This window comes from Kitasatospora sp. NPDC087315 (assembly GCF_044744345.1).
Lineage (GTDB): Bacteria > Actinomycetota > Actinomycetes > Streptomycetales > Streptomycetaceae > Kitasatospora.
Genome location: NZ_JBIUYD010000036.1, coordinates 41,061 through 61,934 on the forward strand (window position 1 = coordinate 41,061; position 20,874 = coordinate 61,934).

Consider the following 20,874-nt stretch of genomic DNA (forward strand, 5'->3'; position numbering starts at 1 on the left):
TGTACGAGTCTTCTGCGAGGATGACGCCATGACGAGCACGCCCATCGCCGACCTCTGGCCCGCCCTGCCCGGCGGCCCCGACGCCCGCCCCGAGGCGGCCTACCGGCTGATCCAGGCGGCCGTCGAATCGTTCGCCGAGCGCGGCTTCCACGCCACCACCACCCGGGACATCGCCACCGCCGCCGGGATGAGCCCGGCCGCGCTGTACATCCACTACCCGTCGAAGGCCGCCCTGCTGGCCGAGATCAGCCGGGCCGGGCACGCGGCCACGCTGGCGCTGGTCCGGGCGGCGGCGGCCGGCGAGGGGGGCCCGGTGGCACGGATGCGGCGGCTGGTGGAGGAGTTCACGGCCTGGCACGCCCGGGCGCGGACGGTCGGCCGGGTGGTCAACTACGAACTGCACGCGCTGCCCGAGGACGCCTACGCGGTGGTCGCGGCGCTCCGGCTGGACATCGAGCGCGAGGTCAGCGCGATCATCGGGGCGGGCGTCGAGGCCGGGGTCTTCCAGGTCGCCGAGGTGCGGACGGCGGCCCGCGCCGTCACCTCGCTGGGCATCGACGTCTCCCGCTGGTACACCGACCGCAGCAGCGAGACACCGGAGGAACTCGGCCGCCGGTACGGCGAGTTGGTGCTGCGGATGCTGGGCGCCCGGGTGGCCTGAGCGGCGGCGCGGGCAGATCGTGGCACCGCGTCGGGTGCGATCGGCCAGGGCGGTGGCCTGCCCTGTCTTCCCGGCCGCCTCCTGAACCGCCGTCACGGGGCCGGGCCGCTCCCTGCCGGATCCGTGCTCCGCCCCCGGCCTCTCGGATCCGGCCCGCGGTGCCGCTGAGCTGCTGTGGCACGATTCCTGAGGGCCGACATCCGTGCGGCCGCCGCACCACCGAGGAAGGGGACCGCCGTGCCCGAGACCACCCGAGACGCCCAGCCCGCCACCGACCTGTCGGAGGCGGTCCGGCCCGCCGACCGGGGCGACACCGCCGCGCCCGCCGCCGTCGCCCCGGTCGGCGGGCCCGCCTTCCGCCCGGCGACCCTGGCCGATGTGCCCGCCCTGGTCGAACTCGTCGAGTCCGCCTACCGGGGCGACGCCAGCCGGGCCGGCTGGACCACCGAGGCCGACCTGCTGGAGGGGCAGCGGACCGACGCCGAGGGCGTCACCGCCGCGATCACCCACCCGGACGGCGTCGTCCTGATCGCCGAGCAGGATGGTGAACTGCTGGCCTGCTGCCAGCTGGAACGCCGGGGCGAGCGCGCCTACTTCGGCATGTTCTCGGTGCGCCCCGGCCGCCAGGGCGGCGGCCTCGGCCGGGCCGTTCTCACGGAGGCCGAGCGGGTCGCGGGGGAGTGGGGCGCCGCCGAGCTGGAGATGACGGTGATCGAGCAGCGGTCCGACCTGATCGCCTGGTACGAGCGCCGGGGCTTCCACCGCACCGGTGTCCACACCCCGTTCCCGTACGGCGACGAGCGCTTCGGCATCCCGCTCCGGCCCGACCTGCGGTTCGAGACGCTGACCAAGTCCGTGGCCGGGCGCTGAGGGGCCGCGGACCGGCCCGCTCCCGGCCGCCCCGGCCCGGGGCGGCCGGGTTCTGGGTCGTCCTCCCGCCGCCCGCCGGCCCGACGCGGGCGGCCAAATTCCGTTGCCCGCCGCCGGGCGTGCGGCGGATGATCCTCTGATGTCCGATATCGCATCCCAGCCCCCCGCCCTGCTGCCCTACCCCAAGATCCCCGCCGGCGGACGGCTCGGCGGCTTCGCGGTCCGGGAATGGGTCGCCGCCGAGAAGGTGCACGGAGCGCACTTCGCCGTTGTCTGCGATCGCTCCGGAGTCCGTCCGGCCAAACGGCGCGAGCTGCTGGGCGACGAACTGCTCGACGGTTTCTTCGGCGTCAGCAGGATCTGGCCCGCGCTGGCCGTGGCCGCGGCCCGCTTCGCCGCGGTACTGCGCACGGCCCGGGGCGGGGCACCTGGCGAACCCGGCGGCGCGACGGACGCGGACGGCGACGACGCGGTGGTGACCATCTACGGCGAACTGGCCGGCGGCCGTTACCCGCACCCGGACGTTCCCGCGGAGCCCGGAAGCGAGCCGGTGCAGACCGGGGTGTGGTACGCGCCGGGCCTGCACTGGCTGCTCTTCGACGCCCATGTCGCCACCGCCTCCGGCGACCGCCGCTGGATCTCCGACCGTTCCCTTCGCCGAGCCGCCGCCGCGGCGGGGCTCACCTGCGTGCCCGCACTCGGGCACGGTCCGCTGAACACGCTGCAGCAGCTGCCGAGCACATTCCGCACCAAGGTCCCCGCCGCCCTCGGACTGCCCGAACTGGACGACAACCTCGCCGAAGGCTACGTCCTCAAGCCGGCCGGGGAGTGGCACGAGACCGACACCCCGGAGGCCGAAAACCGCCCGGTCGCCAAGGTGAAGCAACCCGCGTTCGCGGAGGACGCGCGCTACAACGGCGCACGGCCCTACCTGCCACCGCCGCACGGTGTGACCGGGGTGCCCGCCTGGCTCCTGATCGAAGCCACGGCCCTGCTCACCCCGGCCCGCGCCGCCGCGGCGGTCAGCAAACTCGGCCCCTCCACCCCCGCGGCCGTGGTGGCCGCCGAAATCGCCCAGGACGCCAGGGAGGAGATCGCCTCGGCCATCGGGGGCCTGGAGGAGGCGCCCGCCCGGTCCCTGGAACAGGCACTGCTCCCGGGCGCCCGCACCCTCGCCCTGCTGGACGCCGCCGACCGCCGCACGGGCGGTGAGCGCCGCGGATAGCACCGCCAACGGGGTGGCGGCAGCGTTGACGAACCGTCACGACCTGCACGTTCGGATGATCGTGCGGGGAGTGGCGGCGATCCCCCGCGCCCACCGACGAGTTCGCCCGAACCCCCGACCAGCACTCGGACACTTGTGCGGACTGATCCACTCCTGTGTGATCATGACGGACCGTCAAAGTCCTGACCTGCGGCAATACGCAGATGTCATACCTTGTTAACGATTGGTCTAGGCCAATATGAGAGGCTGACGGCAGAACGGCCACGTCCCGTCCCAGCCCAGGGGGCTATCTCCGCATGCCCGTACTCCATGGCACCGCCATGCCCGCATCCGACACCGGTCCGCGCCGGATACCCGCGGACCCGTCCCTGCGACTGCCCAGTCCGCCCGACGACGAGGAGCTCTACTGGTACTTCGGCCCGCAGCGCCGCTGGGTGCTGCTCTGCGCCACCCTCTCCTACGCCGGAGCCACCGCCACGCTCGGCCTGTTCGCGCTCAGCCGCCCGCTGCTCTGGCCGTTCCTGCTGCTGACCGTGCTCAACGCCGTCACCTGGCTGCTCTCCCTCACCGACGGCCAGCGCTCGCGCCGCTTCACCCGTGACTCGCACGACCTGCTGCTGGGCGCCTGGCGGCCCGCCCGGTGCCCCGGTGTCGACGTGCTGCTGCCGACCGCCGGCGAACCGCTCGCCGTCCTCGACAACGCCTACCGCCACACCGCCGCCGTCCGCTGGCCCGGCCGGCTGACCGTCCTGGTGCTCGACGACGCGGACCGCCCCGAGGTGCGCGAACTCGCCGAGTCGTACGGCTTCCAGTACCGAGCCCGTCCCGACCGCGGCCGGTTCAAGAAGGCCGGCAACCTCAACCACGGCCTCGCCGAGGGCAACGGCGACATCATCGCCGTCCTCGACGCCGACTTCTGCCCGCGCCCCGACTTCCTGCACCACCTGGTGCCCTACCTCGACAACCCCGAGGTCGGCATCGTGCAGAGCCCGCAGTGCTTCGACACCGACCCCGACATGTCGTGGCTGGAGCGGGCCGCCGGCGCCACCCAGGAGATCTTCTACCGCTGGATCCAGCCCTCCCGGGACGCCCAGGACGGCACCGTCTGCTGCGGCACCAACGCGCTCTACCGGCGCGCCGCCCTGGAACGGGTCGGCGGCTTCGCGGAGATCGACCACAGCGAGGACCTCTACACCGGCCTCTCGCTGGCCCGTGCCGGCTGGACCACCCGCTACGTCCCCGCGCTGGTCGCCAAGGGCATGTCGCCGACCGGACTGCCCGCCTTCATCAGCCAGCAGTACCGCTGGTGCCTCGGCTCGCTCGCGCTGGTCCGTGACCCGGGCTTCCGCCGCGGCCCGCTCTCCCGCTCCGCCCGGCTCTGCTTCTGGAACGGCATCCTCGGCTACCTCACCAGCGCGGTGAACGTCTTCGCCATCCCGCTGCCGGCGCTGATCATGCTGTTCTTCGCCCCCTCCGAGATCGAGCCCTGGCAGGTCCTGCCGTTCCTGCCGCCGATCTGGGTCGCGCTGGTGCTGCTGCCCGCGATGTCCCGCACCCGGTGGCGATTCGAGGTCACCCGGGTCCAACTCCTCGGCGGGCTCTGCCACGTGGTCGCCATCGCGCACGCGCTGCGCCGCCGCAGCGCCGACTGGGTGCCCACCGGCGCGGTGTCGGGCGGCAGTTCACTGGCCCGGACGGTCGCCCGGATCGGCGTCGGCTGGCTCGGCTTCGTCATCCTCGCCGGGATCGCCGGTCTCGCCCGGGCCGTCGCGCTGCGCGGCTGGCAGCCGTACTGGGCGCTGATCGCACTGCTCTCGCTGACCGCCTACACCATGATCCCGCTCATCCGGTCCCTGTGGCCCCTGCTGCGCGGTGGCGACGGAGCCGCCGTGGCCGAGGTCGCCCCGCCCGTCCGGCGCAGCTCCGACCTGCGCTTCGGCCGGGCGGAGGCGGTGGCCGTCACCGCCGTGCTGCTGCTCTGCGGGCTGCTGGCGTCCGGCTGGGCCGACCCCCTGATGTTCTGACCGGCCCTCGCCCTCCGGTTCCTCCCGCTTCACCTTCCCTCTGCTCCACCCTCCCTCTGCTCCACCTTCCTTGCGCGTCGCCCCACCGGCGCGGACCCGCCGCCCGGCCGCCCCATCGGCCCGGCAGCCCCGACCACCGCTGCCAGCCCTGCAAGGAGCACCGCCGTGTCAACGGCCGTACCACCGTCGAGCGCCGAGCCGTCGAGCGCCGAGCCGTCGAACCCACCGCAGTCGGCGGACGCCGTCCTGCCGGACGTCGTGCTGTCGACCGCCGTCCTGTCGAGCGCCGCCCCGTCGGGTGACGTGTTACCGGACACCGTGCGCATCGACCGCGCACCCGACCCCGGCCACCGGACCGCCCTGGCGGCGCCACCGGCCGAGGAACCACGCAAGCGGGCGGCCTTCCGCCCCGACATCGAGGGCGTGCGCGGCATCGCCGTGCTGTCCGTCCTCGCCTTCCACGCCTCCGTCCCCGCCTTCACCGGCGGCTACGTCGGCGTCGACATCTTCTTCGTCATCTCCGGCTTTCTCATCACCGGGCTGCTGCTCGGCCGGCCCATCGGCCTCTGGGACTTCGCCGCGCGCCGAGCCCGCCGCATCCTGCCCGCCGCCGCCGTCGTCCTGGTCGCCACCGCGCTCGCCGGCGGCGCCCTGCTCGACCCGCTGCGCGGCACCGACCTCGCCCGCGACCTGATCGCCGCCGCCGGGCAGTTCGCCAACTGGCGGTTCGTCGGCCAGCAGACCGACTACCTCGCCGCCGAACGCGACCCCAGCCCACTCCAGCACTTCTGGTCGCTCGGCGTGGAGAACCAGTTCTACCTGCTCTGGGGCGTCCTGTTGCTCGGCCTGGTCCGCTACCTCCGGGGCCGCCGCCGCACCACCGCGATCACCCTCGCGACCGTCGCCATCGGCGCCGTCTCGCTGCTGCTCTGCATCCGCTGGACGGCCGGCTCGGCGCCACTGGGCTACTTCTCCACCGCCAGCCGCCTCTGGGAGTTCGCGGCCGGCGCCTGCGCCGCCCTGCTCGGCTCCGCCCTCGCCGCCCGGCTGTCGAACGGCGGCCGCGCCGCGGGCCCGGCCGACCGGGCACTGCGGTTGCTCGGCTGGGGCGGCGCGGCGGCGGTCGTCGTCGCGGTCTTCCACTACGACCGCAACACGCCCTTCCCCGGCAGCGCCGCCCTGCTGCCGGTGCTCGGCACCGCCGCCGTCCTGCTCGCCGGCCCGGCGCACCGCGCACTCGGTGCCACCGACGTCGGCCGGCTGCTCTCCGTCCGCCCGCTGCGCGCCGCCGGCCGGCTCTCCTACGCCTGGTACCTGTGGCACTGGCCGGTGCTGACCATCGCCCAGGCCAGGTACGGCAGCCTGCCGTGGACCACCCTGGTCGCGCTCACCGCCGCCAGCGCCCTGCCGGCCTGGCTCACCATGCGGCTGGTGGAGCAGCCGCTGCGCTACGGCAGCAGCCCGGCGCCGCGCCGGGGCCTCGCCGTCGGTGCCAGCGCACTGGTCATCCCGCTGATCGCCGGGCTGACCCTGGGCGGCGGCACCGTCCGGGCCCTGGGCACGGCCGAGGCGTCCACCGTCGCCCCGGCCGGTGCGGTGGAGGGCCCCGACCTGCTCGCCCCCGGCGTCCGGGTGCTCAGCCTGACGCCCTCGCTGGCCCGGGCCCGGGAGGACTTCCCGCCCGGCAGGGGCTGCGAGATCGCGCTCGGCGCCGACAGCAGCCCGCGCTGCCTGTTCGGCACCGAGGACAGCCCGGACCGGATCGTCCTGATCGGCGACTCGCACGCGGGCCAGTGGATCTCGGGCGCGCTCGCCCTGGCCGAGCAGCGGCACTGGGCGCTGGAGGTGCTGGTCAAGCCCGGCTGCCCGCTGGCCACCCTGACCGTGCGCAACAACGTCCTCGGCCGCACCTTCGACGAGTGCGACCGCTGGCGCGAGAACACCTTCACCCGGCTGGCCACCGGGCCCAAGCCGCGGCTGATCCTGATGGCCGGCCTCAACCGGTACGGCAGCCAGGAGGAGCGCGCCACCGGCTGGACCCGCACCCTGGACCGCCTCACCGCCACCGGCGCCCCACTCGCCTACCTGGGCGACACGCCGATGCCCGGCAAGGACATCCCAACCTGCCTCGCCGCCTCGGACGGGCGTTCCGACGCCTGCTTCTTCCCGCGCGAGACGGCCTTCGAGCGTGACCCGCTGATCGACGGCGGACTCGCCGAGCGCTACCGGGTCCGGGTGCTGGACCTCGGCCCGCTGCTCTGCCCGGGCACCGGCCCGGACTGCCCCGCGGTGCTGGAGGGCGTGGTGCTCTACCGCGACACCGGGCACATCACCGACACGCTGGCCCGGGTGCTGGCGCCCCGGCTGGACCGGGGGCTGCTGCCGGCCGGGTGAGCCGCGGCGCGCCGCGCCGCGCGGCCCGGCCGACGGCGGCCCGTCCCCGAACCCCGGGGGCGGGCCGCCGTCCGTTCGGGCCCCACGGGCGTCGTGGGCGCCCCCGAACCCGTCGGCACTCGCCCCCTCGGCACCGGGCGGCCCGCGCGGCCGGTGGCCGCCGCGCTCAGCCGTAGACGCTGTGGCAGAGCCGGGACTGCTCCGAGCCGGGCTTCCAGCGGCCGAGGCGCTCCGCCTGGTCGCAGACCGTGCCCGCCCCCGAGCCCGCACCCGCGCCCTGGCCGCCGCCCGGCTTGCCGGCACCCGCACCGTTCGCCGGGACAGCCGGTGCCGCCGAGGCCGCCGAGGCCGCGGGGGTGGGCGCGGACGCACCGGCGGCGCCGGTGCCGTGGGACGGCGACGGGTGGGGCGTCCGGCCCGGCTTCGGCCGGGCGCTCGCGGAGCGGTCCGGTCCGGAGGGCGTGGCGTTCGACGCCGGGGCGGCCGGTGCCGCCCCGAGGTCGGCCGTTCCGGCGCCGAGCGAGGTCGGGGCGTTCTCCGGCGAGGGTGACGGTGTGGCGGACACCAGCCGCGGCGACACCGGCAGCAGCGCGGGCGCCGCGGACCCGGACGGCGAGGGCGAGGCCTCCGGGACCGGCACCGCCCCGGACAGTTCCTCGTCCGATCCCGGTCCGCACATCACCAGCACGGTCGCCATCACCGCGAGGGTTCCGATGGCCGACGCGCCCCACACCCGGCGCGAGCGCCGGGGCGGTGCGGGCGGGCGCGGCGTGGGTGGCGGCACCGCGGATGCCCCCAGCGGCGGGGGCTGCCACGCCTGTTGCGGCCACTGCCATTGCTGTGCGTGCGTCGGTTGCCCGCTCATCGTCTTGTCCTCCTGCCGCCGAACCCCCCACCAAACCGTGTGCAGTGCTCAACGAGCGTTCCGCCGTCGGGATATGACCCGGAAGAGGGTTCTCCGAGGCCCGCCCGGTCGGCCGTACGCTGCCTGCCGTACCCCGGGTGCGGAGCCCGGGAGCCGACCACATGCTGAGGACATGGAAACCAACAGCACGACGAAGCCCCTGGTCGAGGTGGCCGAGTTCCGTACCGACAGCCGCTACCGCCTGGTGTACTTCGAGGGCCACGGCTGGGAACCCCTGGCGCCGGAGGAGTTCGAGCCCCGGATCCGGCAGCTCTTCCCGGATCTCGACGCGCACGACCCCGTCCGGGTCCACTGGGCCGACCGTCCCTGGGAGTGGCCCGCCTGGCACCCCGGCGAGGCCTGAGCGCTCCGGCCGGGCGCCGGCGGCGCGGGCCCTTCGGCGGGCGCTTGCCCACCTGCGACCGGGTCCTCCTTCCGGGCGACCCGGACCGGCGGTCACCTGGGGGAGAATCGTCCCGACCGCCCGTACCGCGCCCCGGAGGAACCATGAACCAGCTCGCGAGCACCGCCGGTTACGGGGAGGAGGCCGAGCGGCTCGCCGTGCAGTACGAGAGCGTGACGTTCGCCGAGGTCCACCGCGAGGTGCTGCACCTCGTCCCCGAGCCGCCGAGCGCCGTTCTGGACATCGGCGCCGGCACCGGGCGGGACGCGGCCGCGCTCGCCGGGCTCGGCCACCGGGTCGTCGCCGCCGAACCCACGGCGGAACTGCGCGGTATCGGCCACCGCCTCCACGCCGGACGCGGCATCCGCTGGGTGGACGACGCGCTGCCCTCGCTGCCCGTCCTCGGCGGCGGGCGCGAGCGCTTCGACCTGATCCTGCTGACCGCCGTCTGGATGCATCTGGCCGACCGGGAGCGGCCGTTGGCGATGGACGCGATCGCCGGGCTGCTCGCTCCGGCCGGGCGCGTCCTGCTTTCCCTGCGGCACGGGCCCGTTCCGGCCGGACGCCGGATGTTCGACGTCCCGGCGGACGAGACGGTGGCGCTGGCCCGGGCCCGCGGGCTGGAGCTGCTGCACCGTGCGGAGCGCGGGGACCTGCACGGCCGGGCCGGTGTGCGGTGGAGCCTGCTCGCGTTCCAGCGGGCGAGCGGGGCGAGCGGGGCGAGCGGGGTGCGGCGGGCCGATCCGTCGGCGTCGCGCTGAGTTCCCGCGGCCCGGGCCGGCAACCGGACGGCCCGGCGGCCGCGTCCTCGTCCGCGAGGCTCGCGCCCGGTGCCGTATGGAAGCGAACCGGCCAGATACCGCAAGGAATTCGCCATCGACGCGAATCGCACCCCCAATGGTCATGGACGGTTTTCGGAGCCGTGGCTTCCGGTTCGATCGCCATCCCTAGCGTGCGGGCATGACACAGAGTCACCACCCCAGCCCCGTCGGCGCGCACGCCGAGCTCCCCCCGGTCCACCTCGGGCACCAGCCCGTCCGCCGGGCCACCGGCCGGACGGCCCGTCGGACCTCCGCCCTGGTCGCCGCCGTGGCCGCGGTCGCCGCCCTCGGCCTCACCACCGTCGCGCTGAGTGCGCCGGCCGCGGTGTCCGCGACGACCGCGGCGGCCGCGCAGGCCCCCGGCGAGGTCGTCGTCTCCGAGGACTTCTCCGGCTCCGGCCTCCCGGCCGGCTGGAACGCCGTCGAGGGTGACTGGAAGGTGGAGAACGGCCGACTGGTCGGCAGCTCCGCCAACTCCGGCCAGCAGAGCCGGATCACCTTCGGCCGCCACCTGGACGACTTCCGCTTCGAGGCCACCGCCCGCTTCGAGAGCGTCCAGGACACCGCCCGCTGGACGGCGCTCGGCCTGGACGTCCCGGCGAGCGGATCGACCCCCTGGTCGATCGCCACCATGCGCACCGGCACCACGGCCGCCAACGGCCTGGAGTTCGCGCAGCGGACCACCGGCAACGCCTGGAACGTCACCAACACCGGCTCCGCCCCGTCCGCCGCGGGCACCGGCCGCGACGTGCGGATCGCCGTCGAGGTGCACGGCACCAGCGCCCGCTGGATCTTCGAGGGCAAGGAGGTGCTGCGCACCACCCAGGTCGCCCGCAGCGCGGACGGCGGCCAGGCGCTGGTGGTGAACGGCGCGAAGGTGTCGTTCGACGACATCAGGGTCACCGCGCTCGCGCCCGGCGCCTGGATACGCCCGGCGGGCTCGCCGCTGACGGTGTTCGCCCACCGCGGCGCCTCCTCGGCCGCCCCGGAGAACACCCTGGTCTCGGACGAGATCGCCCGGCGTGGCGGCGCGGAGTGGATCGAGAACGACGTCCAGCCCAGCAAGGACGGCGTGCCGTACGTGCTGCACGACGACACCGTCGACCGCACCACCAACGGCAAGGGCCGGATCCGCGATCTGACGGCCGCGCAGATCGACGCGCTGGACGCGGGCTCCTGGTTCGGTCCGGCGTACACGGGCACCCGGGTCCCGACCCTGGCCGCCCAGCTCGACGACCTGCGCACCCGTGGCGGCAACCTGCTGCTGGAGATCAAGGGCCAGCACAGCCGCGACGAGGTGGCCCGGATCGTCAAGGAGGTGCGCGACCACGGCATGACCGGCCGTGTCTTCGTCCAGAGCTTCGAGGTGGACGCGCTGCGCTTCACCCGCGAGCTGGCACCGGAGCTGCCGCTCGGCCTGCTCCGCGGTGACCTGGACGCCGACCCGGTGGCGATCTCCAGGGAGCTGGGGCTGGCCGCCTACAACCCGTCGGACGGCGGTCTGTCGGCGCGCGCCGGCGTGGTGAAGGACCTGCACGCCGCCGGGGTCGCGGTGAACGTCTGGACGGTCGACGCGGCCGCCCGCTGGAAGGCGCTGGAGGCCGCCGGGGTGGACGGCGTCATCACCAACCGCCCGGCCGAGCTGTCCGGTTGGAACTCCGCCTGGCTGCAGGGCGGCGCCGTGGCGCCGCCGGCCGCGCCGAAGGTGGAGATCACCTCGCCGGTGGCCGGTGCCACTCTGGACCGTGCCCAGCAGCCGGTCACCGCCGTGCAGGCGACCGGTGCGGAGACGGTCCGGCTGACCCTGGACGGCAAGGAGATCCCGGCGGGCGCCCCGCTGGACACCGCCACCCTGGCCCTGGGCAAGCACACCCTGCGCGCCGAGGCCACCGGCCCCGGCGGCAGCGCCCAGGCCACCGCGGAGTTCACCGTCGCCGCCACGCCGACCGGCCTGGCCTCGCTGATCCTCACCTCGGGCGCGGACCGCAACGCGGTGGCCACGCTGACCGTGATGCTCGGTCAGGGCCAGTACCAGCCGCTGGCGAACTGGGCCGAGAACCAGGCCGGCCGGACCGTTCCGGCCGACCGGGCGCAGCTGATCGCGGCCGACGCCCGGGCCCTCGGCCGGAGCTGATCCGCCGATCGTCCGACCCCCTGCGCGACGGGCTCCCGTGCCACCCGGCACGGGAGCCCGTCGCGCGCGAGCGATCCATCAGGTTGTCTGAGGAGTTAGGTAGCCCTTAGGGTGCCGGTGGAGCCGTTGAGCGCGGGCCTGGGGTCACACATGTCAGACAAGCGGACAGGTGTGCCCCGGTGCGGCGTCGGCGGATCCGGCCATGACCGGTGACCCATGACCGGTGACCCATGACCGGTGACTCATGCCCCGTGACCACGACCTGCGATCCACGGCTCATGACCACGCTCCCCGGCCGGAGAGCCAAGGCCCGGGGGCAATTCCCGGACCCGGACCCGGACCCGGACCCGGACCCAAGACACCAGACCCAAGAGCCAGAGAAGGGCACGCCCGTGAAGAAGGGCCAACTGGGGTTCCTGACCTCGACCCATGCCGTGAACGACCTCTACCAGGGTTTCGTCCCGGCACTCCTGCCGTACCTCGCCTCCGAGCGTCACTACAGCTACGCCGCCACCACCGGTATCACCCTGGCGGCCACCGGGCTGTCGAGCGTGGTGCAGCCGGTGTTCGGCGTGGTCGCCGACCGGCGGTACCGGGGGTGGCTGATCCCGGCGGGCTTCCTGGTCGCGGCGGCCGGGATCGCGCTCGCGGGGGTGAGCGGCAGCTATCCGCTGACCTGGCTCGCGGTGGCGCTCTCCGGCATCGGGGTGGCGGCGTACCACCCGCCGGCGACCAGCGCGGCCCGTGCGGCGGGCGGCAGTTCGCAGCAGGCGATGAGCTGGTTCTCGGTGGGCGGCACGGTGGGCGGGTCGCTGGCGCCGCCGCTGGTCACGCTGGTCGTGGGGGCCACCGGGCTGTCGGGCGCGTGGCTGCTCGCGACGCCCGCCGCGGTGATGGCGGCGCTCTGGGCGCTCAGCGGCCCGTGGATGCGGCTGCGCGGGTACGAGCCCGCCCGGCCGCTGGTGCGGGCCGGCGGGGCCGGGGGACGGCAGGCGGTGCACCGGGACGACTGGCGGGCGTTCGGGCGGCTCGCCGCCACCACCGTCGGCTGGTCGGTGCCGTATGTGACGACGACGTCCTTCCTCTCCCTCTACATCAGCCGCGACCTGGGCGGCTCGGGCGCGGTCGCGGCGCTGGCGCTCACCGCCTTCACCGCGGCGGGCGCGGTCGGCACCCTCCTGGGCGGCTGGCTGGGTGACCGGTGGGGGCGGCTGGTGCCGGTGCGGATCGGGTACCTGGCGGCGCTGCCCGCGCTGGGCGCGCTGATCCTGGCACCCGGTGCGGGGGTGGCGCTGGTGTGCGCGCTGCTGTTCGGGCTGGCGATGTTCCTGCCGTTCGCGCCGCAGGTGACGCTGGCCCAGGACTATCTGCCGAACCGGCCCGGTACGGCGAGCGGGGTGACGCTGGGGCTGGCGATGTCGGTGGGCGGGCTGCTCTCTCCGCTGTTCGGGATGCTGGCCGACGCCCGGGGGCTGACGGTGACGCTGACCGGGATGCTCGCCGTCCTGGCCGTCGGCTGCGTCCTCGCGCTGCGGCTGCGGGACCGGGATCTCTCGGCGGAGGCGGTCGGCGCCGTCCCCGAGGACGGGCGCGAGCCGCTGGCCGGCAGCGCGGTCTCCGACGGCTGAGTCCGGCGGCTGAGTCACGGGGCCGAGTCCGGCGGGCGGTGCCGGGCACCGCCGGCGGCGCCGGCCGGCCGGGGGAGAACGGGCCCTGAGCTGTTCGGACATGGAATGGAACACCCGTGCCGGGCAGCGGAATCGACTGGAACGATTCCCCGCGCCGCGCGCCTGGCGGGAATTGTCGGACACGCCCTACGATTCGCCGTCATGAACCAGAGCATCAGCGTGGGCGGCCACCGGATATCCGTGGCCGAGGCCGCCAAGTGGGTCCGCGCCTACTTTGACGAGCAGGCGAACACCACCGCCGCCGCCAAGGGCGGCAAGCCCTTCGCCTACCCCGTGTACGACCGGATGGACACCGGCAGCGGGCCGGACGAACTCAACGACGGTGACCTGCTCGCCCCGCTGCTCCTCAATGTGGCGCCGAGCATCGCGGCCGTCTTCAACCTGCGGGCCGTCCGCCCGGAGCTGGAGGCGGCCCTGGCCCGCATCCCCCGGGACCTCACCCTCCAGGAGGCGGTGGCCCGGGGCGCCCACCGCGAGCTGATCGAACCACTGGTCGGCGTGCTGGACCGGGCCGCAGGGGTGCGCGGAGTCCAGGGGACGATCCTGATGAAGATCCTGCACCGCAAGCGCCCGCTGTTCCTCCCGCTCTACGACACCCAGGTCTACGCCTGCTACTGCGGCGCCGCCGAGGAGTTCCCGATCAAGCCCGAAACCGGGCGCGGCTGGGCCGAGTTCTTCTGCCGGCTGGCCGAGGCCATGGCCCACGACCTCGACCGCCAGGCCGGGCAGTGGGCGGTGCTCGCGGCGGCCGCCCCGGCCGACGTGTCACCGCTGCGCGTCCTCGACGTGGTCGCCTGGCACCTCGGCAAGCCGGAGTAGCGGGGCCACCGTCTCCGTGTGCGCCCCGGCCGGGTCGGCGGCCGGGGCCGTCTGCGAGAGTGCGGGCATGAAACTTCGCTGCGCCGTTCTCGACGACTTCCAGGGTGTCGCCACGAGCATCGTCGACTGGTCACCGGTTGCCGACCGGGTGGCGGTGACCGCCTTCCGTGAGCACTTCGGCTCGGAGGACGAACTGGCCGAGGCCGTCGCCGACTTCGACATCGTCGTCACCCTGCGCGAGCGGGTGGCGTTCCCCGCCTCGCTGTTCGCCAGGCTGCCCCGGCTCAGGCTGCTCGTCGCCTCGGGCATGCGGAACTCGGTGATCGACCACGCGGCCGCCCGCGAGCACGGGGTGACGGTCTGCGGCACCGCCAGCTCCGCGACCCCGCCGGTGGAGCTGACCTGGGCGCTGCTGCTCGGCCTCGCCCGGGGCATCGTGCCGGAGAGCACGGCGCTGCGCGCCGGCGGCCCCTGGCAGAGCACCGTCGGCGCCGACCTGGCCGGGCGGCAGCTGGGGCTGCTCGGCCTCGGGAAGATCGGCAGCCTGGTCGCCCGGGTCGGCCTCGCCTTCGGCATGGAGGTGGTCGCCTGGAGCCAGAACCTCACCGGCGAACGGGCCGCCGAGGTCGGTGTGCTCAAGGCCGCGTCCAAGGAGGAGTTGCTCGGCGGCAGCGACTTCGTCTCCGTGCACCTCGCCCTGGGCGAGCGCACCCGGGGCCTGGTCGGCGCGGCCGAACTCGCCCTGATGAAGCCCGAGGCCTACCTGGTCAACACCTCCCGCGCGGCCATCGTCGACCAGGACGCCCTGCTCGCCGCCCTCACCGAGGGCCGGATCGCGGGCGCGGCCGTGGACGTCTTCGACATCGAGCCGCTCCCCGCCGACCACCCGCTGCGCACCGCACCGCGCCTGCTGGCGACCCCGCACCTCGGCTATGTCTCGCGGGACAACTACCGGACGTACTACGGTCAGGCGGTCGAGTCCATCGCGGCGTTCCTGGCCGGCGCGCCGATCCGCCGACTGGGCTGACACGCCGGAAGGTGCGCCGTCCGGGGCAACGGCCCCCGCATACTGGCCGCGTGACGAGCCGAGACGGGGTGCGCGGGGCGGGCGGCGGACTGCCGGGCCGCCGGGGACTGCTGCTGGTGGGCGCCTCCGCCGTGCTGCTCGGCTCGGCCGGCTGTTCGAGTAGTGGCGTCAGGCGGGAGACAGCAACGGCGAGTTCGGCCGGGCAACCGGCGCAGTCAGGGCAACCAGGACAGCCAGGGCAGACCGGTCCGGCCGGCACCACCCCGGAGGCGACGGCCGCGCCCTCGGCCCCGACCGGTACCCCCACCGCACTGCCCCGGCCGCAGCCCTGGCAGCCCGGCCCGTCCGACGTACAGCCGGACGTCAAGCGCCGGGCCGTCGAACTGGTCACCGCCATCGGCTCCTGGCCGGCCGGCGGCCAGGGGGCGGACGCGGCGAAGGCACGGGTGGCGGAGCTGGGGCTGCCCCCTGGCCTGGTGGACCAGGCCGGCCCGCTCGCCCCGGCGGCCGACGAGGCCGCGCTGGAGGTGATCGTCGCCCAGTACGGCGGCATCCTCGCCGGTTCTGCGAGCGTGCTGGTGGTCTGCCGGCAGTGGACCCGAGGGCCGGACGGCTCCGTCGTGGAGGGCGGGACCAGCGTCGACGTCCGGCTGAGCCGCGCACAGCCCCGCTGGACCGTCACCGACCTGCTCCCGGGCGATCCGGGGGCCCCCGCCGCCGCGCCCTCGCCCGCCGTCGGCCAGGTGCTGGCCCAGCCGAGGATCCAGCTGCCGCCCGAGGCCGCCGCCGACCTGCGCAGCGGCACCGTGCACGACAGCGTGCCGCGGGCGATGCTCCAGCTGGCGGGCGGCTACCAGCTGTACGTCAGCGTGGTGCGGTCCGGCCACCCGCTGGACGTGTTCGGCACCACCCGGCCCAGTGACCACCCGCGCGGGCGGGCCTTCGACGTCTGGCGGATCGACGGCCGGGCGGTGGTCGATCCGGCGACCCCGCGTCAGCTGATCGAGTCCTTCATGCGGGACGCCGCGGCGGCCGGCTCCTACAACGTGGGCGGTCCGATCGCGCTGTCGGGCGGTACCGGCAACCAGTTCTTCACCGACGACACCCACCACGACCATGTGCACATCGGGTTCACGTCCTGACAGCGGCCGTGACGTGAGCGGCCCGCCGCCGGGGCGACGGGCCGCTCGCAGGACTCACGGGACGGCTCAGCCGACCGAGACGGCGCTCCAGGCGGCGGCGACCGCCTTGTACTCGGTGCTGTTGAGGCCGTAGAGGTCCTTGGCCGCGCTGAGGGTCGCGGTGCGGGCGCCCTTGTAGTTGGTGGTGGACGTCATGTAGACGGTCAGGGCGCGGTACCAGATCCTGGCGACCTTCTGGTTGCCGATGCCGGCCACCGTGGAGCCGTTGCAGGTGGGGCTGTTGTAGGTGTAGCCGTTGATGGTCCTGGTGCCGCTGCCCTCGCTGGCGAGGTAGAACCAGTGGTTGCCGACGCCGGAGGAGTTGTGGACGTCGAGCTGCCCGACCTTGCTGGTCCAGCAGTCGGCGGACCGGCCGTCGAGCGAGGGCTTGTCGAAGCGGCGCAGCCACGGCGGGGTGGACTGGTCGCTGAAGAGGTAGTCCGGGGTGTCGATCGGGTTGTTGGCGTACCACTCGACCATGGTGCCGAGGATGTCGCTGGTGGCCTCGTTGAGGCCGCCGGACTCGCCGCTGTAGCGGAGGTTGGCGGTGGCGCTGGTGACGCCGTGGGTCATCTCGTGGCCCATGGTGTCGAGGTCGACCTGCTCGGGGTCGGTGGTGCCGTCGCCGTCGCCGGTCATCATGCAGAAGCAGTCGTCGGACCACTGGGCGTTGTCCCAGTTGGTGCCGACGTGCACGAAGACGGTGGCGCCCTTGCCGTCGTTCTTGATGCCGTTCCGGCCGAAGGTGTTCTTGTAGTAGTCGTACGTCCAGGCGGTGTTGGCGTGGGCGTCGACGGCGGCGGTGGCGCGGTTGGTGGAGAACTTCCTGCCGTCGCCCCAGACGTTGGTGGTGCTGGTGAACGCCGTTCCGGAGCTCGCGGTGAGCAGGTTGGCCGAGACGTTCTTGGCGTCCTTGGTGATGTGCCCGCGCACCGGGTCGGTCAGGGTGTAGCCGCCGGACTTCTGGGTGGTGTCGATGGTGATGTCGCCGGTGTACTCGGAGTGGCCGGTGCCACTGGCCCGGTGCTCGGAGTCGTAGGCCTCGATCTGCTCGCCGGTGGTGGCGTCGGTGACGACGACCCGCCCGGTGGGCTCGCCGTGCTCGCCGGCGCCCTTGACGGTGGTGCGCCAGGCCAGCCGGGGCGTGCCGTCGGCGGCCCAGACGACCAGCTCAGGGGTGCTGGTCGCGTTGACGACGCCGGGGGCGGCCTGGAGCGCGCGGCCGGCGGTGGCCTGCGCGGGGACGCTGGGGACGGTGGACGTCACGGCGGCATCGTGGGCGGCGGCGTGGGAGGAGTCCTTGAGCCGGCCGCGCGCGTCCTGGTGCACCACCAGGTCGCCGCCGACGACGGGCAGTCCCTGGAAGGTGCGGTCGAAGCGGACGTGCTGGGTGCCGTCGGCGTCGAGGACGACGTCCTTGACCACGAGGGCCTGGCCGTCGCCGAAGCCGAACACCCCGGCGTTGTGGGCGACGTTGGCCCGGGCCCGGTCGATCGCCGCGGCCCGGTCGGTGGGGGCGGCGGCGGCCGAGCCGGCCTGGACGGTGGTGGCGACGAGGGCGGCGGTGGCCGCTACGGCCGCGGCCGCGAGGTAGCGGCGGCGAGAGGAGGTGGGGCTCACTCTGACTCCAGTCGGGGTAGCTGCAGGGAAGGAGCTGCGACTGAGATTGACGGTGGGCAGTCAGATTGAGCTAGGGGTAGGGTCGGATCTTGACCAATTCGTGTCCTGTACTGATCAAATCTGATCGAAGGTGAGGCCCTGTTCTACGATCGCGCGGTGACGATCACATACCTGTGGCGCGGCGCCTTCGATGACGACGAGGTCGGCGCGCTGCATGCCGAGGCCTTCGGCCACCCCGTCGTCCCGTCCGGGTGGCGGGCCCGGCTGGAGCGGCACAGCCTCGGCTGGGTCTGCGCCCGGCGGGCCGGCGACCGCGCGCTGGCGGGCTTCGTCAACGTGGCCTGGGACGGCGGCCGGCACGCGTTCGTCCTGGACACCGCGGTCGCGGCGGCGGTGCGGCGCTCGGGCGTCGGCGCGCGGCTGGTGGCCGCCGCCGCCGAGGGGGCCCGGGCGGCCGGCTGCGACTGGCTCCACGTGGACTTCGAGGAGCACCTGCGCCCGTTCTACCTGGACGCCTGCGGATTCCGCCCGACGGAGGCCGGGCTCATCCGGCTCTGAGCCGCCCCCGGTCCGCCGTCGGGCACCCCGCGCCGGGGGGAGTCGGCGCGGGTCCTGGCCCGATCCAGTCGCCAACCGGCAAGCGCCGCCCGGGTTCTGCACCCGGGCGCCCCGTCCACACCTCGGACGCCCCCGGCCGTCGCCGCGCCGACGGTTGTACCGTGCAGGTGGACGGTCGGCGCCTGCCCGCCCGGTGCGGCGCCGCGCCCGCACCCTGCCAGGAGCCAGCCACCGGAGGCCCGTCACCCATGAGCACGTCCACCCCCCTGCCCGACGGTCCACTGCTGCGTACCAAGGACGTGGACGTCGTCCGCGACGGACGCCACCTGCTGCGCGGGATCACCCTCGCCATCCAGCCGGGCGAGCACTGGGCCCTGCTCGGGGCCAACGGCGCCGGCAAGTCCACCCTGCTCGGTCTGCTCGGCGCGGTCTCGCACCCGACCCGGGGCGAGGTGGACGTGCTCGGCCGCCGGCTCGGCCGGGTGGACATCCGCGACCTGCGTGCCCACCTCGGGCACGTCAACCCGCGCCACCCGCTGCGCTCGCCGCTGACCGTGCGCGAGGTGGTGCTCACCGGCCTCACCAACAGCATCGAGCCGGACCTGCACCGCAAGCCCGGACCCGAGGCCCTGGACCGGGTCGAGCAGCTGATCGAGACCCTCGGTATGACCGCGATCGCCGAGTCCCCCTGGACCACCCTCTCCCAGGGCGAGCGCGGCCGGGCCCTGATCGCCCGCGCCCTGATGCCCAGCCCCCGCCTGCTGCTGCTCGACGAGCCCGCCACCGGGCTGGACCTGACCGCCCGCGAGCAACTGCTCGACAGCCTCGACCTGTTGCGCCACCAGCACCCCGAGCTGGCCAGCGTGCTGGTCACGCACCACCTGGAGGAGCTGCCGGAGAGCACCACGCACGCGCTGCTGCTGCGCGGCGGCGAGTGCGTCGCCGCCGGTCCGGTCGACGAGGTGATGACCACCGAGCTGATCAGCGCCTGCTTCGGCCACCCGATCCGGATCAGCCGGCACGAGGGCCGCTGGACCGCCCGCGCGGCCACCCGGCGCACCCCGCTCCGGTGAGGCTCGTCGCCCGGTGACCGGTTCTGGTCCTCCGGGGGTTCCGGGCCGGTGGTGGTCGGTAGGCTGACGACCCGCTCGGCGCAAGGGGAGGCGGGGCCTGCGGCGGACCGTGGTGCGTCGCAGGTGGGGGCCGGTGTAGACGGCCAAAAAAGATATCCCTAAGGTATGCCTTAGCTAAGTGGGTGGGGGCACCGGTGGCTCCGGTGCCATTACCCACGCTCAGCCCTGCCCCGGTACCGCCTGCCCTTCCCGTTGGAGCCTTCATGTCCGCCCGTCGTTCCACCGCAGCCACGCTGCTCACCCTCGCTGTGGCAACCGCCGCTCTGGCCGGCTGCTCGCAGAAGAAGGACGACAAGGCATCCTCCGACGCCGTCAAGGTGAACGCCACCGACTCCGCCTGCGAGGTCTCCAAGACGACCTTCCCGGCCGGCCACGTCGTGATCGACATCACCAACAAGGGCTCGAAGACCACCGAGGTCTACGTCTACGGCGACGGCGACAAGATCATCACGGAGCGCGAGAACATCGGCCCCGGCACCAAGGCGACGATCAACGCCGAGATCAAGGCCGGTTCGTACGAGGTCGCCTGCAAGCCGGGCATGGTCGGCGACGGCATCCGCCAGAAGATCACCGTCACCGGGGACGGCGCCACCGCCGCCGCCTCGGCCGACCCGCGCCTGGTCTCCGCCGTCGCCGCCTACCGCACGTACGCCCAGGAGCAGGCCGACGCCACCATCCCGGCCGTCGAGGCCTTCGCCGCCGCGATCAAGGCCGGCGACCTGGAGAAGGCCAAGTCGCTGTACGCGCCGTCGCGCACCGGCTGGGAGCGCACCGAGCCGGTCGCCGAGAGCTTCGGGGACGTCGACCCGAAGACCGACACCCGCGAGGACAAGCTGGAGCCCGGCCAGCAGTGGACCGGCTGGCACAGGCTGGAGAAGTCGCTCTGGGCCGATGCGAAGATCGGCGACGAGGAGAAGACGCTCGCCGACCAGCTGGTCAACGACCTGAAGGACTGGCAGAAGAAGATCCCCGAGGCCGAGATCACCGCGACCAGCATGGCCAACGGTGCCAAGGAGCTGCTGGACGAGGTCGCCACCAACAAGATCACCGGCGAGGAGGACCGCTACAGCCACACCGACCTGGCCGACTTCGCCGCCAACGTCGAGGGCGCGGAGAAGGCCTACGAACTGCTGAAGCCGGTCGCCGCGGAGAAGGACGCCGAGCTGGCGAAGACCCTGGACGCCGAGTTCGAATCGATCCAGGCGCTGCTCGCCAGGTACAAGCAGGCCGACGGCACCTACACCTCCTACGACAAGGTCACCGAGGCCGAGCGCAAGACCTTCTCCGACGCGGTGAACTCGCTGGGCGAGCCGCTGTCGAAGCTGGCCGCCGCCGTGGTCGTCAAGTAACGCGCACCCGTCAGCCGGCTCGCCAGAGCCGCCGGTACCACCTCGTCACAAGTACCACCTCGT

General features: G+C 74.2%; 17 protein-coding genes. 15 read left to right on the forward strand and 2 right to left on the reverse strand.

The features are described 5' to 3' along the window. Positions 1 to 28: 28 nt before the first annotated feature. The 5 genes from ACIO5D_RS35205 (at position 29) to ACIO5D_RS35225 (ending at position 7,174) form a co-directional block, all read left to right on the forward strand. Complete coding sequence (locus tag ACIO5D_RS35205) at positions 29 to 661, forward strand: TetR/AcrR family transcriptional regulator (protein WP_363612070.1); 633 nt, start codon at positions 29 to 31, stop codon at positions 659 to 661. Positions 662 to 1,030: 369 nt separating this feature from the next. After that, positions 1,031 to 1,531, forward strand: a complete 501-nt coding sequence (locus ACIO5D_RS35210) for a GNAT family N-acetyltransferase (protein WP_363612116.1) — start codon at positions 1,031 to 1,033, stop codon at positions 1,529 to 1,531. A gap of 139 nt (positions 1,532 to 1,670) precedes the next feature. Beyond that, positions 1,671 to 2,756, forward strand: coding sequence for an RNA ligase family protein (locus ACIO5D_RS35215; RefSeq protein WP_400655480.1), 1,086 nt, complete (start codon positions 1,671 to 1,673; stop codon positions 2,754 to 2,756). A 296-nt stretch (positions 2,757 to 3,052) separates the two neighbouring features. Further along, complete coding sequence (locus ACIO5D_RS35220) at positions 3,053 to 4,780, forward strand: glycosyltransferase family 2 protein (protein WP_400800168.1); 1,728 nt, start codon at positions 3,053 to 3,055, stop codon at positions 4,778 to 4,780. Positions 4,781 to 4,945: 165 nt separating this feature from the next. Next, positions 4,946 to 7,174: an acyltransferase family protein gene (locus ACIO5D_RS35225; protein ID WP_363612076.1), complete on the forward strand. Its 2,229-nt coding sequence runs from the start codon at positions 4,946 to 4,948 to the stop codon at positions 7,172 to 7,174. A 166-nt stretch (positions 7,175 to 7,340) separates the two neighbouring features. Here the strand turns inward: ACIO5D_RS35225 and ACIO5D_RS35230 are convergent, their stop codons facing one another. Then, complete coding sequence (locus ACIO5D_RS35230; protein ID WP_400800171.1) at positions 7,341 to 7,871, reverse strand: hypothetical protein; 531 nt, start codon at positions 7,869 to 7,871, stop codon at positions 7,341 to 7,343. A gap of 340 nt (positions 7,872 to 8,211) precedes the next feature. On the opposite strand from ACIO5D_RS35230, the gene ACIO5D_RS35235 reads away from it, so the two are divergent. The 7 genes from ACIO5D_RS35235 (at position 8,212) to ACIO5D_RS35265 (ending at position 16,112) form a co-directional block, all read left to right on the forward strand. After that, positions 8,212 to 8,442, forward strand: a complete 231-nt coding sequence (locus ACIO5D_RS35235; protein WP_363612080.1) for a hypothetical protein — start codon at positions 8,212 to 8,214, stop codon at positions 8,440 to 8,442. Positions 8,443 to 8,585: 143 nt separating this feature from the next. Beyond that, positions 8,586 to 9,242, forward strand: coding sequence for a class I SAM-dependent methyltransferase (locus tag ACIO5D_RS35240; RefSeq protein ID WP_400800174.1), 657 nt, complete (start codon positions 8,586 to 8,588; stop codon positions 9,240 to 9,242). A gap of 199 nt (positions 9,243 to 9,441) precedes the next feature. Beyond that, positions 9,442 to 11,436: a glycerophosphodiester phosphodiesterase gene (locus tag ACIO5D_RS35245; RefSeq protein WP_400800177.1), complete on the forward strand. Its 1,995-nt coding sequence runs from the start codon at positions 9,442 to 9,444 to the stop codon at positions 11,434 to 11,436. 392 nt (positions 11,437 to 11,828) lie between these two features. Continuing rightward, a complete protein-coding gene (locus tag ACIO5D_RS35250; protein WP_363612086.1) occupies positions 11,829 to 13,064 on the forward strand; it encodes an MFS transporter in 1,236 nt (411 codons plus the stop codon). Positions 13,065 to 13,265: 201 nt separating this feature from the next. Further along, a complete protein-coding gene (locus tag ACIO5D_RS35255; protein ID WP_400800179.1) occupies positions 13,266 to 13,943 on the forward strand; it encodes a DUF6308 family protein in 678 nt (225 codons plus the stop codon). A 67-nt stretch (positions 13,944 to 14,010) separates the two neighbouring features. After that, complete coding sequence (locus ACIO5D_RS35260; RefSeq protein ID WP_400800182.1) at positions 14,011 to 14,970, forward strand: D-2-hydroxyacid dehydrogenase family protein; 960 nt, start codon at positions 14,011 to 14,013, stop codon at positions 14,968 to 14,970. Between the two features lie 50 nt (positions 14,971 to 15,020). Continuing rightward, the gene (locus ACIO5D_RS35265) at positions 15,021 to 16,112 is read left to right on the forward strand and encodes a hypothetical protein (RefSeq protein WP_400800185.1); all 1,092 of its coding nucleotides are present in this window, start codon (positions 15,021 to 15,023) and stop codon (positions 16,110 to 16,112) included. Positions 16,113 to 16,178: 66 nt separating this feature from the next. On the opposite strand, the gene ACIO5D_RS35270 is transcribed toward ACIO5D_RS35265, so the two are convergent. Further along, entirely contained in the window at positions 16,179 to 17,771 is a 1,593-nt protein-coding gene (locus tag ACIO5D_RS35270; protein ID WP_400759678.1) for a M4 family metallopeptidase, read from the reverse strand. Between the two features lie 156 nt (positions 17,772 to 17,927). Here ACIO5D_RS35270 and ACIO5D_RS35275 point away from each other — a divergent pair, with 156 nt between their 5' ends. The 3 genes from ACIO5D_RS35275 (at position 17,928) to efeO (ending at position 20,811) form a co-directional block, all read left to right on the forward strand. Beyond that, a complete protein-coding gene (locus tag ACIO5D_RS35275) occupies positions 17,928 to 18,329 on the forward strand; it encodes a GNAT family N-acetyltransferase (RefSeq protein WP_400800188.1) in 402 nt (133 codons plus the stop codon). A 248-nt stretch (positions 18,330 to 18,577) separates the two neighbouring features. Further along, entirely contained in the window at positions 18,578 to 19,402 is an 825-nt protein-coding gene (locus ACIO5D_RS35280) for an ATP-binding cassette domain-containing protein (protein WP_363612098.1), read from the forward strand. Between the two features lie 263 nt (positions 19,403 to 19,665). Continuing rightward, positions 19,666 to 20,811 (forward strand): iron uptake system protein EfeO, encoded by a 1,146-nt coding sequence (efeO, locus tag ACIO5D_RS35285; protein ID WP_400800191.1) that lies wholly within the window; start codon positions 19,666 to 19,668, stop codon positions 20,809 to 20,811. The last annotated feature ends 63 nt before the right edge of the window (positions 20,812 to 20,874 follow it).

Bases quoted from the DNA above. Each gene is read 5' to 3' on its own strand.
- ACIO5D_RS35205 (WP_363612070.1), top strand. From the start codon at position 29: ATGACGAGCACGCCCATCGCCGACCTCTGGCCCGCCCTGCCCGGCGGC.
- ACIO5D_RS35215 (WP_400655480.1), top strand. From the start codon at position 1,671: ATGTCCGATATCGCATCCCAGCCCCCCGCCCTGCTGCCCTACCCCAAG.
- ACIO5D_RS35220 (WP_400800168.1), top strand. From the start codon at position 3,053: ATGCCCGTACTCCATGGCACCGCCATGCCCGCATCCGACACCGGTCCG.
- ACIO5D_RS35230 (WP_400800171.1), bottom strand. From the start codon at position 7,871: ATGGCGACCGTGCTGGTGATGTGCGGACCGGGATCGGACGAGGAACTG.
- ACIO5D_RS35235 (WP_363612080.1), top strand. From the start codon at position 8,212: ATGGAAACCAACAGCACGACGAAGCCCCTGGTCGAGGTGGCCGAGTTC.
- ACIO5D_RS35240 (WP_400800174.1), top strand. From the start codon at position 8,586: ATGAACCAGCTCGCGAGCACCGCCGGTTACGGGGAGGAGGCCGAGCGG.
- ACIO5D_RS35245 (WP_400800177.1), top strand. From the start codon at position 9,442: ATGACACAGAGTCACCACCCCAGCCCCGTCGGCGCGCACGCCGAGCTC.
- ACIO5D_RS35255 (WP_400800179.1), top strand. From the start codon at position 13,266: ATGAACCAGAGCATCAGCGTGGGCGGCCACCGGATATCCGTGGCCGAG.
- ACIO5D_RS35260 (WP_400800182.1), top strand. From the start codon at position 14,011: ATGAAACTTCGCTGCGCCGTTCTCGACGACTTCCAGGGTGTCGCCACG.
- ACIO5D_RS35280 (WP_363612098.1), top strand. From the start codon at position 18,578: ATGAGCACGTCCACCCCCCTGCCCGACGGTCCACTGCTGCGTACCAAG.
- efeO (WP_400800191.1), top strand. From the start codon at position 19,666: ATGTCCGCCCGTCGTTCCACCGCAGCCACGCTGCTCACCCTCGCTGTG.